At 63.0% G+C, this 13,418-nt stretch carries 9 protein-coding genes; 3 read left to right on the forward strand and 6 right to left on the reverse strand.

Annotated features, from left to right (window positions below; all coding sequences use genetic code 11):
• Positions 1 to 34 precede the first annotated feature (34 nt).
• The 6 genes from PPN31114_RS21800 to PPN31114_RS21825 form a co-directional block, all read right to left on the reverse strand.
• A complete protein-coding gene (locus PPN31114_RS21800) occupies positions 35 to 2,272 on the reverse strand; it encodes an autotransporter outer membrane beta-barrel domain-containing protein (RefSeq protein WP_174988331.1) in 2,238 nt (745 codons plus the stop codon).
• 225 nt (positions 2,273 to 2,497) lie between these two features.
• Positions 2,498 to 4,678 carry an autotransporter outer membrane beta-barrel domain-containing protein gene (locus PPN31114_RS21805; protein WP_217426974.1) on the reverse strand — a complete coding sequence of 727 codons (2,181 nt, stop codon included), beginning with the start codon at positions 4,676 to 4,678 and terminating at the stop codon, positions 2,498 to 2,500.
• Positions 4,679 to 5,048: 370 nt separating this feature from the next.
• Complete coding sequence (locus PPN31114_RS21810; protein ID WP_150681592.1) at positions 5,049 to 6,179, reverse strand: glycosyltransferase family 9 protein; 1,131 nt, start codon at positions 6,177 to 6,179, stop codon at positions 5,049 to 5,051.
• A gap of 104 nt (positions 6,180 to 6,283) precedes the next feature.
• Positions 6,284 to 8,065, reverse strand: a complete 1,782-nt coding sequence (locus tag PPN31114_RS21815; RefSeq protein WP_150681593.1) for a rhodanese-related sulfurtransferase — start codon at positions 8,063 to 8,065, stop codon at positions 6,284 to 6,286.
• 15 nt (positions 8,066 to 8,080) lie between these two features.
• Positions 8,081 to 8,743 carry a cysteine dioxygenase family protein gene (locus tag PPN31114_RS21820; protein ID WP_150681594.1) on the reverse strand — a complete coding sequence of 221 codons (663 nt, stop codon included), beginning with the start codon at positions 8,741 to 8,743 and terminating at the stop codon, positions 8,081 to 8,083.
• Positions 8,740 to 10,065 carry an acyl-CoA dehydrogenase family protein gene (locus tag PPN31114_RS21825; RefSeq protein WP_150681595.1) on the reverse strand — a complete coding sequence of 442 codons (1,326 nt, stop codon included), beginning with the start codon at positions 10,063 to 10,065 and terminating at the stop codon, positions 8,740 to 8,742. The genes PPN31114_RS21820 and PPN31114_RS21825 overlap by 4 nt, the downstream gene beginning before the upstream one ends.
• Positions 10,066 to 10,254: 189 nt before the next feature.
• Between PPN31114_RS21825 and PPN31114_RS21830 the strand changes: the two genes are divergently transcribed.
• The 3 genes from PPN31114_RS21830 to PPN31114_RS21840 are packed head-to-tail and all read left to right on the forward strand — an operon-like array spanning position 10,255 to position 13,375.
• Positions 10,255 to 11,352 carry an LLM class flavin-dependent oxidoreductase gene (locus PPN31114_RS21830; RefSeq protein WP_150681596.1) on the forward strand — a complete coding sequence of 366 codons (1,098 nt, stop codon included), beginning with the start codon at positions 10,255 to 10,257 and terminating at the stop codon, positions 11,350 to 11,352.
• Between the two features lie 29 nt (positions 11,353 to 11,381).
• On the forward strand, positions 11,382 to 12,272 hold the full coding sequence (locus tag PPN31114_RS21835) for a class II aldolase/adducin family protein (RefSeq protein WP_150681597.1): 891 nt from the start codon (positions 11,382 to 11,384) through the stop codon (positions 12,270 to 12,272).
• 59 nt (positions 12,273 to 12,331) lie between these two features.
• Entirely contained in the window at positions 12,332 to 13,375 is a 1,044-nt protein-coding gene (locus PPN31114_RS21840) for an ABC transporter substrate-binding protein (protein WP_150681598.1), read from the forward strand.
• Positions 13,376 to 13,418 lie beyond the last annotated feature (43 nt).

Here is a 13,418-nt window from a genome sequence, read left to right on the forward strand (position 1 = left end):
GGGGCGCTTCGTTCTTCGTTAAGATTCACACGCCTCAGAATTGATAGCGCGCGCCGACGTTCACACCCCACGGCTTATCGACGCGAGTGCCTACCGAATAGCTGCCGTCGACATAAACCTGCAAGCGCTTGGCCATCTGTGCCGCCACACCCGCGCCCACTTCGAATCGCGTGCCGGAGATATCGTTCTTCATCTCGATGCCGTTGACCGTGACCGAGTTGCTGCCGATGAACTCGTGCGCCACAGCCAGCTTGGCATACGGACGGAACGTGCCCTTCGTGGTTTCGAACGTTTTACCCACGTTCACGCCCAACGTACCGAGCACCGAACGCGTCGCCGTCGTCTCGGCATGCATGCCGTTATCCAGCGTGAAGTCGCTGCCGCCCGCCCACATACCGGCCACTTGTGCAAACGGTTCGACGAACCATTGGTTAGGCAGTGCAAACATGCGGCCAACTTCCACCGAAGCGCCGAAACCGTGGCTCGCGAAGTCACCCTTGCTGGGCGTGCCGTCGCTCATGCGCACATTGATTTCCGACGTATAGCGGTTGTACTTCGCCACCGTGTCGACGTAGAAGCCGTTGTTGCCTAGCCAAGTGGCGTAAAGACCTGCCGTGTGGCTGTCGATGGAGCCGCGCGAACCGGTATCGAAACGCAGTTGGTTCGAGCTGACACCGGCCATACCACCGACGAGCCAATGCCCGTTGGCGTTACGGCTCACGACGCCGTCGGCACCTGCCAACACGCCCCACTGGTCCTGCGAATAACCGGTACCCACGGTCGGACGGGCATTGATGCGCGAGCCATACGTACGCGCCCATGCACCACCAGTGTCGCCATCGGCAAAGCGCAGTTCGCCCATGCGGGTACGCAGCGCCGTCTGCTCGCCGAGCCAGACGGTCGGCAAGGCACTGTGCACGCCAATCACGGCTTCGGTGCCCGGCGACACTTCACCGGTACGCTCCAGATACCACGACTGCTCGCCACCGGCTTCGCCCGACGACTTCAACACGTACGTGTAGACACCCGCGTCGACCTTGTCACCAACCAGCGAGAATGCCGCATCGTCGCCCGCCTGACTGACCAGTTCATGCGTCTCGACACCGCCTTCGCGGCCAGTGTTCTGAACGGCCAACTGATAGTTACCGGTGGCATCGCGATCGCTCACGTTGAGCTTGTCGCCCTCGCCGGTCACGAGATCGGCGTGCATGGCGAACGTGCCTTCGCCCGAGAGCTTGGCAACGTCCAGCGTGTGCCACGTCCCTTGCGATGCGGTGCCGTGAATATCGACGATACCGCCAGCCATCGTGAGGTCGCCGATGGCGCTGTCTTCCACCAGACGCCACGTGCCCTGATCGCTCAGCGTGAGCTTGTCGGCACCGATGATCCGCCCGGTGAGCGAACCGCCGTTGGTGATTGTCACGTCGCTATCGACGCGATCGTGAAAATCGAAGTCGCCTTCGAGCTGGCTGTTATCGACAACGACGTTCAGCGTGATCGGGTCATCGCCTTGCGAGTTGTGACCAGCCGAAATCAGCTTGCCGTCTGCGCCGAACAACGTCGAGCCGTTCGCAATCACGATATCGGCGACAAGCGACGTCCCATAAGACTCTTCGTGATCGACACGAATTGCCGCGTCTCGCTCGCCCTCGACCCGCGTGTTGGACAGGTACAACTGGTTGACCGTCTCGTCCAGGTGCCTGTAACTGAACATGCCGATACCGACCCCGCCGCCCAGCACCGACGAGTTGTGCAAGCGCGCCGTCGAGTGCAGTTGTTGGATGCCATAGTTGTATATCGAGTCGGGATCGTACTGCGCAACGATCGTCGAACCTTGGACGGAAAGCTCACTGCCGTGCGAAACCAAGATGGCGCGCTGCACCCCTTTAATGGTGCTGTCGACGATGTGCATCTGCGCCCCTTCGCCCTCCGGCCGCCCCCCCACCTCGCCACCCACTTTGATGGCGTAGGAGTTTGAGGACTCCAGGTATGAGTTTCGCAACGAGACCTGATTCTTCTCGCCAACGAACAGCACGCCGTAGCCGTCGGGTGTCGAGTCTCGGTTCCCAATCATCGTCAGGCCGTTGAGATCGGCCCATGCATTGGAACCCGCGCGCAGGTAGATGTATGCCGGTGACGCATTGGAGGCGCCAGTAATCGTGAGCGACGATCCTTGACCCAGCGTCCAGCCTTCAACGACGTCGGGATGCTCAGGGCCGTCGATATAGATGTGTTCGTTAATAATTTCTCGGGCGTTAGCCCACGGTGCCATCCCCCCGACCAGCAGGGCAACGGCCGCGCAAATGGCTCGCGTCCGTTTCGGAGAAAGAACATGTTGCGGCAAAGTTCGCATTTCGGTGGCTTTCCATAAATTTGAAAACGACCGAAGCGTATGACGCAAACCTCACGATTTCTCCAAACAATCACTGAAAAACACTAATATTCACTGAAATTCATCGAAATTCCCCTAATCTAACGCCAAACATCCTGACGACCATCAGAATGTATATCGCACCCCGAGCTGCACGCCCCACGGTTGATTCACGTGGTGCCCGACGCTCGACTCCACTTCCGAATAGAGCTGAAGGTTCTTGCGCAACTGGCCCGTCACCCCCGCCCCGAACTCGAATCGGGTGCCAGATAAGTCGTTGTTGAAGCTCACGCCGTTGACGTTCACCTGATTGCTGTTGATGAATTCCTGCACGATGGCGAGCTTCAGGTACGGCTGAATGCTGCCGCCATTCGACAGCGCGACGGTCTTGCCGAAGGCCGCGCCGATCCGGGCCTGTACCGACCCGGTGCGCGAGGTATTCGACTCCATGCCGTTGGAGAGCGTAAAGTCGTCGCCGCCGACACGCAGCAGGGCAAGCTGCACATACGGTTCGACGAACCAGGCGTTACCGAACGTCAGGTGGCGACCGAATTCCAGCGTCATCCCTACGCTGTTCTCGCCAAAGCTCCCGAGCGCCCCCGTGCCGTCGCTCATCACAACGTTGGCATCGTTGGAATAGTGATTGAAGCGCACGACACCGTCGAAGTAATAGCCGGTCGTCCCAAGCCAAGTGGTGTAGAGGCCGCCGGTGTAGCTATTCACGCCGCCGGTCGATCCGCCGTCGAAGCTCAGCTTGCTGTGGCTCGTGCCCAGCAGCACCCCGGCGAGCCACGTTCCGCCCCACGCCTTGCCCACCACCATATCGGCCCCGCCGATCACGCCGTACTGCGTTTGCCGGTAATCGACGCCTGCACTTGGTGTGGCGTGAAACTGCTTGCCGAAGGTGCGAACCCAAACCCCGCTATTGCTCTGGTCCGCCAAACGAATGTCCCCGAGGCGGCTGCGAAGCACGGCCTGCTCGCCGTACCAGACCGTCGGCGCCACGCCCGAGATGCCGATCACGGTCTTGGTGCCCGGCGAGAGGTCGTCCTCAGGGTCTTGCGGATCTGTCGCCAACACCCAGTTCGTACCGTCCTGACGCAGGTCGTAGCTGTACACGCCCGCATCGACCTTCCCGCCCACCAGCGAGAACGCCGCGCCACCGCCGCCGGTGGTCACCACCGTGAGCGGCGTCAAATTGCTCGGCTGCGCGCCGGAATTGCGCACATGTAGCTGATAGCTTCCTGTCGCGTTGCCGGTGACCGCAAGCAAGTCGCCGGAATGCGTGGCAATGTTCGTGTCCATCAGGAACGTGCCATTGCCGGAGAGCGTGCCCACTGTCAGTGTGTGGAAATTGTTGGTGCCTAGCGCCGTGCCCGAGATGTCGATGCTGCCGCCGTTCATGGTGACCGTTGGCACGGTGTTGTTTGCCGTGAGCAACCATTTCGCGTTCGAGTTCACGGCCAGCGACGTGAGGTTCACGAGTGACCCCGTCAGTGAAGCGTTGTTTTGCAACGTCAGATTGACCGTGGCTGTGCCGTCGCCCGTCACGTTGCCCGTCAACTGGGAGTTGTCGACGGTGACATTGGACGTGATCGCGCCGATCGCGTTGACGACGTTGCCATCGCCCCCCGAGACTTTGCTGCCGTTCTCGATCGTCACCGTAGCGGTGCGGGCGCCGGTGACGCCAGGCTGCGGTTGAATCAGAATCCCCGACCCCGTCGTGCCGGTGACTGTCGCCCCGTTGATCGTGGTGGTGGACGAAGTGCCCCCAACCGCTGTCGCCACCCAAATACCGTTCACGCCGGTGACCGTGCCGCCGTTCACCGTCACCGTCGAATCGAAATTGACGATCCCCGCGTTGAACCCGCCGACATTACCGGTGCCGGACGACACCGTGCTGTTATTGAACGTGAGCGTCCCTTTCGTGCCGACCTGTGCACCGAACGCGCTACCGGTGATCGTGCTGTTAGTGACGGTCGCCGATGGCGCAATCGTCGACCCACCTGCCGACCCAAGCGACAGCCCAGAACCGCCCGCGCTGCCCACTGTGGAATTGGTGATGGTGCCCGTCGTGTTGAGGAGCTGGACGCCGGGGTTGAGCCCCGTCGACTGCACTGTGGCCCCGTTGACGGCCAGAATCCCGCCCGTCCCCACGGTAATCAGGTTGGTGGCTGCGCCGGGTTCTACGGTCAACGACCCGCCGTTCATCACCTGCCACGTTTCAGTCGGGTCGCCTGGTGCGGCTACCGTTTGTGTCGTCCCGTCGACGACTCCCGCGTGGGCTTGGGCCGCCATGCAGGTCATGAGGACCCCGATGGCATGAGCAATACGATGACGCGATGGCGCCTTAGGTTTTGACGTTCTCATGGGTGCCCCCTTATGCAGGAAAGACAAACCGACCGATACGACAAGGCCGGCGGCGTAGCGTGATGCCACGTCGGCCGGTACAAAACCCTCGGCACAGGACAATGCGGCCTGGATGCAAATCAACCGATTGGCTAACGCATCGTCTGAAACGCTGCGTTAGCTATCGGATTCGCGGCCCGTATGTTGGAAAACTAAGCTTGGGAGTCGAAATTTTCACCTGTCAACGTTGACAGGTGCCCCATCGGCGGAATCGCGCTATGGTGAGCGCGCCGCCATTACGCTGAGAAATGACTGGGGATGGGGGTTTTCAGCGTTGAGGCGAAGACATCGTGCGCAACGTGTCGATGATGACATCGGCCAATTCAACAGGATCGACCGCGCTCACATCGCTCTCGGTTTGCAGCGGCGTGGACTGGCAGCCCGGCGTGAGACGCAGATAAGGCGGCTCGGCCTTCGCAAACAGCGTGACGCTCGGTGTTGGCGTGGTGTGCGCCACGTGCATCAAGCCGCCATCTGCCCCGACGAAGAGCGCTGCGTTGGCAATCACGCGTTTTGCGTCGCGCAGCGAGAGCTCGCCCACGAACGATGCCAGTTGCAAATGCGTGAATTGCGCTTGCATCAGCGCGATCGCCGCCTCAGCGCCATTTCCCGAACCCAGCAAGACGACCCCTGCGGGCATGCCGGGCGTATAAGCCTCGTCATAAGCCGCCAGACACTCACGCCAGTGCGCGTAAGTACGGCGTGGCTCGACGCCCCCCATTGCGATCGCAATAAACGGCCGCTGCGGCAGTTGTTGTTCGATGGCGTCGGGCAGTTCGGTCTCTGCGCGCAAATAAGGCTTGGCGCGTGAAAACAACGCGTCTGGGGCGAGACCCAGCGCGAAAACATCGTTGACCGCGGCCAGACTGAACTGCGTCTGGTTGCGATCCGGACCGTGGAAGAAGCGGAACAGGCACGCGAACGGCAGCGCCGGAAAATGGCGCCGCTTGATGCGCAGCGTCGGATAGTTGAATTCCTGCATCACGACGACGTCGTAATCGGCCGCGTTCACCGCTGCCGGATCGTCGTAGACGTGACGGAAGATGTCGTCGCCCTCGAAGACCGCTTTCAGACTCGGGGCAATCAGCAGATCGACAGGGGCTTCGCGCCCGCGCAGCAACGCACGTCCTGAGAGATCCATCACCGCATCGCCCACCGAAGCCTTGCCGCCGTAAATCCACAACACGCGTGCATTCTCAGCGACGTGTTGCACCTCACGACTCGCCTGACCGCTCAACGCGAGGCGCAGACGGCGATGCAGATATTTCTTAGCAACGGAGACATGCGACGTGCGTTGCAGAAAGACGTCGGGTTCGTGATACACCCACGCGTACGGAATACGCGTGCTCGGCTCAGTGAGGGCACCCAATCGGCGGGCAATGAAGCGCTGCAATGGCATGGTCGAATCGGAAAGCGAGCGAGTCGCCGCACCGGCCCACCGATACCTCGATGGACCCGCCGGCGACCTCTGAAGAACCGGAGTATGCCACGCCTGCCGCAGCGTTAGATCACGCGAAAGCCGTGCGTGCCGTCGCGATGCAGTTGATCGACCAGCCCAAACTCCCAGTCGAGATACGCCTGCATCGCTTCAGCCGCGTTGTCGGTGCCTTCATACGGGCGGCGATACCGGTCGTCGCGCGCACTGGCCAGACGCGTTTCGCCCTTCTCCAGCGGCAACCCCTCGTTGATCCACGCTTGTGTGCCGCCTTCGAGCACGACGATCTCGGCATCGGTGAGATGTCGTAAGTCTGCCGCGGCAAAGCGCGCGAGCAGGCTCGATCCGCACGTGAGCACATAGCGCTGTGCCGGACCGACCGCGCGCAACGCGTCAGCCAGCCGTGCGCGAATGACGAACCACGCGCCCGGAACGTGGCGCTTGACGTAATTGGCGCTCGCCGTGAAATCGAGTACGGCAATCTCACCGGGTTTCGCGTCGTCGAGCCACCGTGCCAGCAATGCTGGCGTAACCGATGCGACGTCCGGTGCGCTCGGCGTGTGCAACGGCCAGCCGCCTTGGGCGCTGCGTACGTGCGCGCTGTGCGGATCGACCACGTAGACCGTCCATCCCATCTGCGCCAGCCACGAGCCGGTCATGTCGGCGCGCACGCCATCGTCGTCGGCCAGCACGATCCATGCGCCACGCACGGGCGCTTGATGATCGGTTTCCTGCACCAACTGGCCGCCCGGTGCGCTCGCAAAATCCGGGAGATGGCCTGCGGCATATTCTTCCGGCGTGCGCACGTCGAAGCGATACACCGTGCGCCCCGGGGCGTTCAGTGACGCCACGTCATCAAGCGCGATGCGTTGCACGCCCGCACGGTCTGCCACGGCGCGTGCGCCTTCCCGCGCGACCGCCAGCGTGGCTTCGCGCACCTGCGCCGGATGACGGCGTTGCGCGCCGCGCTCAAGCGTCTGCCCTGCCAGCGTCCAGCCGATCGTGCCGTTGCGCAACGCGGCGACCGGGTTGGGCAGGCCCGCGTTCACCAGCGACTGCGTGCCGATGATGCTGCGCGTGCGGCCCGCGCAATTGACGATCACCCGCGTGGCCGGATCGGGCGCAAGTTCGCGCACACGCAGCACGAGTTCAGCCCCCGGCACGCTCGTCGAACCGGGGATATTCATCGTCTGGTATTCGTCGAAACGGCGGGCATCCACCACGACCACGTCGGCTTCCGCATCGAGCAATGCCTGCACTTCTTGTGCGGAGAGCGATGGCGTATGACGCAGCCCTTCGACCCATTCGCCAAACGACTTGCTCGGCACATTCACGTCACGAAACACTTCACCGCCAGCGGCAATCCAGCCATCGAGGCCGCCCGCGAGTAGGTTCACATCGCGATAGCCCAACTTGCGCAACACGGCGGCGGCGCGCGGTGCCAGATCGTCGCCCTGATGCTCGCCGTAGACGACGACACGCGTATCGCGGCGCGGAATACGCGCCCACGCTTCGATCTCGACGCGAGAGAGCGGCAGGTTGGCGGCCCACAGCGGATGCGACTGCGCGAACGGATCTTCCTCGCGCACATCCAACAGCGCTATCTCCTGCCCGGCCAGCAATGCCGCACGAACCTCGGCAAAGGTCAGTTGGGGAAATGTGAAAGGCTCGGCGCCAGATGCGGTATCGGCCGTCTGCGACGGCACGTCAGTGGAGTGATCGGACACGGCAAATCCTTGAATTCGGAAAGTGAGGAAGCGTGCAAAGTGGGCAATGGCTTGTGCAGCCAGACGGCCATTGTGGCAGAAGCCTCGGCGGCGCGTGCCGCGCGCTGTGATGCGCTGCGGCATGCCACAACGGCAAGGTTAGACGCGCTGCGCCGCCCTGCCCCACGGATTCGGTAATTGCGCGTTGGCGTAGCCGGAGACAAAGCCCTTGCGCTCGCCCGCTTCGGTGAACACGCTGCGGTGCACCGCGCCGATGTTCGCGCCGTACACGTGAATGCTCACAGACACGCGATCGTCGAACGCGTTGCTGACGCGGTGAATGTCGCCAAGGCGCGGCGAGAGAATTTCCACATCGCCCGGCGTGAGCCGTACCGGGTCACCCGCTTCGACGGGGACGCCCTTCGCATCGAGCACATACGGCAGCGAATCTTCCGCGCCACGCAGCATGCCGATCAGCCCCCACACGGTGTGATCGTGAATCGGCGTGCGCTGGTCCGGCCCCCAGACAAAGCTCACGATGCTAAAGCGCTGCCCCGAATCGCAATGCAACAGGTATTGCTGATAGTGCGACGGGTGCGGCGTGGCAAAGGCGTCAGGCAGCCAATCGTCGCGTGCAACCAGTTGGGCGAGCAGTCCCGCGCCCTCTTCGAGCAGCGTCGTCTCATGCGGACGGCGCTCTAGCAGCCGCGAAAACGCGGCGACAAAGGTGCGCAACGGATCGAGCGCGTCGTAGTCGTGCGCGGATAGATCGACAACGTCCGAGACGTTGGGCGGAGTGATGTCAGCCAAAGCAGCAGTCATGCGTGAACCTGAAAAGCGGCGAGCGCGCGCCGACCGGCCGCGCTCAGGATGGTGTCGTTTTGCGGCGTGTGTATGCGGCTGCACAACACGTCGCGGTGATGGCGCTCCAGCGGATTGTTGCGCGACAGCCCGTGATTGCCAGTGAGTTGCAAAGCCAGTTCCAGCACGCGAATGGCATTGCCCGTCACGGTGAATTTGAGTGCCCCGCTGGCAATGTCGTCTTCGGGATTGCCAGCGTCTGCCGCCGCCGCTGCCGCATCTAGCAAGCGCTGATTGACGTGCAGTAGTGTCGCGATCTCGCCAACGGTTTCCTGCACACGCGGCACGCTCGCGAGCGGCGCGCCCAGATTTCCCGGCACACGGGTATTGAGGAACGTGACGAGCCAGTCGGTCCCCGCGCGCGCCACGGCGTCGTAGAGCGTGCCCAGCAGCACACTCATCCACGCTTGTTGTTCGATATGCGCGTCGTTGTCGCGTTGGCCGATGCCTGCGGGTGCCCACTCGTGCAGCGGTCGGATATCGACCGCATTGCCGAACGGCAAATCGATGTCTTCGAGAATGACTTCGTGGCTGCCCGACGCGCGCAAGCCAAGGTGGTCCCAATTGGGCACGACACGAATGCCGGGACGATTCAGCTCTGACCCAACGGGCCGCGGCACGAGAAACACCCCAACGCGCGGTTCGGCTTCGTCGGTGCGCGCCCACACGGACAGCCAGCGAAGCGCAGGAATGCCGGTGCAATACAGCTTGCGGCCCGACAGCCGCCACCCCGTTTCGGTACGTCGTGCGATGGTCGACGGCAAACCGCCGCGCGCCGGTGTGCCCAGATCCGGCTCGACGCGCAGCGCGTTGATCAGCGCACCGTCGTCGACGGCGCTGCGAAACACCTCGTTGCGCTGCGCGTCCGGCCATCGCGTGCTGGTTCGTACCAGCGCGCGATGTTGCAGATACGTCATCGTTAGTACGAGCGCCGTGGCCGATTCGCCCGCCGCCACCGCCGCCAGGATGCGGCGTGCCTGCGCAAGCCCCGCGCCGTGGCCGCCATGGGCACGCGGCACAACCGCGGCCACCAAGCCATGGCGATGCAACTGCGCGAAATTGTCGAACGGGAACCGGGCGTCGCGATCGAGCGCCGCAGCACCTGCCGCGAAATCGCGCGTGAGCGCGGGCAGCACGGCATCGAGCAAGCGGGCGAACTCACCGGCTTGGGGCGCATCGCCATGCGGCCTCGCCAGATGCAGCACAGCGCCAGAAGCGCTGGAAGCGCCGGTGCGGTCGTCGCCCGGCGCGGCCAACTCGGAAGGTTGAGCAACGGTAGACATGAGATTTGGAATAAGCAAATACGCGCTCGGCACAGGACGCGCCGAGTGTCACGCAAGGCCCCTAGCGTAAGACGCAGGCGGCATAAGCCCAACCATCCATATCGAATAATCTTTGCGGAAATGGTTATTTAACGGCCGGTAATTGTTTGCGTAGGCTCATTTCGTTCACCGTCTAAGGAAGGAGCGCATATGAGCGTCGAAATCATCGGCATGATCCAAAGCAGTAAGCAATCCGAAATTCATCCGAAGAGCGGGCCGGTCGTCGACCGCGACTACGTGCGCACGTTCTCCCGCGCGCACGAGCAATCGGGTTTCGATCGCATTCTCGTGCCACACCACTCCACCAGCCCGTCGGCCACGCTCACCATCGCCTATGCCTCGACGGTGACGGAAAACATTCACTTCATGCTCGCGCATCGCCCGGGCTTCACGGTCCCGACGCTTGCGGCGCGCCAGATCGCCACGCTCGATCAATTCAGCGGCGGACGGCTCGGCGTGCACTTCATCTCCGGCGGCTCGGACGAAGAACAAGCGCGCGATGGCGACTTCCTCTCGCACGACGAGCGCTACGCGCGCACCGACGAGTATCTGAGCATTCTTCGCCGCATCTGGACGGAAGACACGCCGTTCGATCACGACGGCAAGTATTACCGCTTTAAGCAAGGCTTCTCGGAAGTCAAACCCGTGCAGCAACCGCACGTGCCGATCTTCTTCGGCGGCGCCTCCGGTGCCGCGCTCGAAGTCGCAGGCAAGCATGCCGATATCTATGCGCTGTGGGGCGAATCGCTGGATCAGGTACGCGAACTGACCACCCGCGTGCGCGCAGCCGCCGCAGTGCACGGCCGCACGCCGCGCTTCTCCGTTTCGTTCCGCCCGATTCTGGCCGAGACGGAAGCGAAGGCTTGGGCGCGTGCCGATCAAATTCTGGCGCAAGCCAAAGCCATTCGCGCTGCGGCAGGCTTGCCGCAAGGCTCCGCGTTGCAAAGCGAAGGCGCACGCCGCCTGCTGGCCGCTGCCGAAAAGGGGGCCCGTCTCGACAAGGTGCTGTGGACCGAAATCGCCGGACTCATCGGCGGCCGCTCGAATTCGACGGCCTTGGTCGGCACGCCCGAGCAAGTCGCCGACGCGCTGCTCGATTACTACGACCTTGGCGTGACCACCTTCCTCATCCGTGGCTTCGACCCGCTGGGCGACGCCATCGACTATGGCCGCGAGTTGATTCCGCGTCTGCGCACGCTCGTCGCCGAACGCGACCGCCAGAACGGCACCGCGCGCCGCGCCGCCTGAACACGTTTCGTCGAATAAAGGAAAAGGAAATGGCTGCCGTATTGCCCGTCGATCTCACCCCGTATGCCCGTAATGACCACGCGGCCGGTGCACCCACGACACACACTACGCCCACCGGCCTGGTGCTAAACGCCGCGCCGCAACAGCGCTTCTGGTTCGACGCCCCGCCCGCGCGCAGCGACGTACTCGCCGAGCGCCGTCACCGCCAAACCCGTCTTGCCGCGGCGTTTCGCATCTTCGCGCGTCATGGCTTCGATCTCGGTCTTGCCGGGCACATCACCGCGCGCGATCCCGAGTTGACCGACCACTTTTGGGTCAATCCGCTTGGCGTGCATTTCTCGCGCATCAAGGTCTCCGATCTGCTGCTCGTGAATGCGAAAGGCGAGACGGTGATCGGCGATCGTCCGCTGAACAAGGCCGCGTTCGCCATTCACGCCGCCATTCACGAAGCGCACCCGCATCTGGTCGCGGCGGCCCACACGCACTCGACTTACGGCAAGGCTTGGTCGACGCTGGGCCGCGCGCTCGATCCGCTCACGCAGGACTCGTGCGGCTTCTTTGAAGACCACGCGCTGTTCGACGATTTCACCGGCATGGTGGTCGACGACAGCGAAGGACAACGCATTGCGCATGCACTCAACAAACCCGACGGCAGCGGCACGGTCAAGGGCGTGATTCTCAAGAACCACGGCATTCTCACCGCAGGCCCGACCGTGGAGGCCGCCGCGTGGTGGTACATCGCGCTGGAAAACGTCGCGCACACGCAGTTGCTCGCCGAAGCCGCAGGCACGCCGCAGCCCATCGACGAAGCCACTGCGCGTCACACACACAGTCAGGTCGGCGGCCCCGAAGGCGCGCTGTATTCGTTCGAGAGCCTGTACGAAGGACTCGTCGAAGCCGAGCCTGACTTGCTCGACTGATCAGCCGCTTTGGCACCAGTGCAAACCCATCATCAAAAACAAACAGGGGAATCGTCGCTATGAAGTTTCGGGAAACGGGGAATATCGCGCAGTCGCCAGCCATCGACAACGTGCAGACGGGCCGCCGCAAGTTGCTGCGCGCCGGGGGTGCCGTGGCGCTTGCCGCCCCCGCACTGCTACTGGGCCGCAAGGCGTGGTCGCAACCGCGCAAGCTCACGTTCGCGTGGAATCAGAACTCGTTCTGCTTGACGCCCATCGTCGCCGCGCAAGAGCGTGGGTTCTTCGAGAAGAACGGGCTTCAGGTCGACCTCATCAACTACAGCGGCTCGACCGATCAACTGCTCGAGTCGATTGCCACGGGTAAGGCCGATGCGGCTGTCGGCATGATTCACCGCTGGCTCAAGCCGCTCGAAGCCGGGTTCGATGTGAAGATCATCGGCAGCTCGCACGGCGGCTGCGTGCGGTTGCTCGGCTCGAAAGCGGCAGGCATTACCTCGCTCGCATCGCTCAAGGGAAAGACCGTCGGCGTGTCCGATCTCGCCGCGCCGGGCAAACACTTCTTCCAGATTCTGCTCTCGAAACACGGTATCGACGCCGAGCGCGACATCACGTGGCGGCAGTATCCGGCCGACCTGCTCGGCGTCGCGGTCGACAAGGGCGAGATTCAAGCCATTGCCGACGGCGACCCGAATCTGTATCTGCTGGAGAAGCGCACCAACGGTGCCTATGTCGAATTGGCCACCAACCTCTCGGGCGAGTACGCACGCAAGGTGTGCTGCGTGATCGGCGCGCGTGGGGAATTGGTGCGCAACGACCGTGCGGCGGCCAGTGCACTGGCGCGCTCGATCGTGCAGGCGACCGAGTTCGTCAACGAGAACCCGAACGAAGCCGCCAAGATCTTCGCGAAGTACTCGCCGAAGATCAGCCCCGAAGACCTGCGCAAGCTCTACGCCACGCTCACTTACTCGCACCATCCGACCGGTGTCGATTTGCGCGACGAGATCGCGTTCTTCGCCGACGACTTCCGCCGCATCGGCGTTCTGAAAAAGACGACCGATCCGCAGAAACTGGCGCAGCACGTCTACGCCAATGTCCTTGGATAACCCATCATGAGTGCCATTCTCGACAACGCCGCACTGCGCGGCG

Origin of the sequence: Pandoraea pneumonica, assembly GCF_902459645.1 — a bacterium.
Taxonomy (GTDB): Bacteria; Pseudomonadota; Gammaproteobacteria; order Burkholderiales; family Burkholderiaceae; genus Pandoraea; species Pandoraea pneumonica.

Coding starts and splice junctions, on each gene's coding strand:
- PPN31114_RS21800 (WP_174988331.1), bottom strand. CDS start 2,272: ATGGCACCGTGGGCTAACGCCCGAGAAATTATTAACGAACACATCTAT.
- PPN31114_RS21805 (WP_217426974.1), bottom strand. CDS start 4,678: ATGACCTGCATGGCGGCCCAAGCCCACGCGGGAGTCGTCGACGGGACG.
- PPN31114_RS21810 (WP_150681592.1), bottom strand. CDS start 6,179: ATGCCATTGCAGCGCTTCATTGCCCGCCGATTGGGTGCCCTCACTGAG.
- PPN31114_RS21815 (WP_150681593.1), bottom strand. CDS start 8,065: ATGCCGCAGCGCATCACAGCGCGCGGCACGCGCCGCCGAGGCTTCTGC.
- PPN31114_RS21820 (WP_150681594.1), bottom strand. CDS start 8,743: ATGACTGCTGCTTTGGCTGACATCACTCCGCCCAACGTCTCGGACGTT.
- PPN31114_RS21825 (WP_150681595.1), bottom strand. CDS start 10,065: ATGTCTACCGTTGCTCAACCTTCCGAGTTGGCCGCGCCGGGCGACGAC.
- PPN31114_RS21830 (WP_150681596.1), top strand. CDS start 10,255: ATGAGCGTCGAAATCATCGGCATGATCCAAAGCAGTAAGCAATCCGAA.
- PPN31114_RS21835 (WP_150681597.1), top strand. CDS start 11,382: ATGGCTGCCGTATTGCCCGTCGATCTCACCCCGTATGCCCGTAATGAC.
- PPN31114_RS21840 (WP_150681598.1), top strand. CDS start 12,332: ATGAAGTTTCGGGAAACGGGGAATATCGCGCAGTCGCCAGCCATCGAC.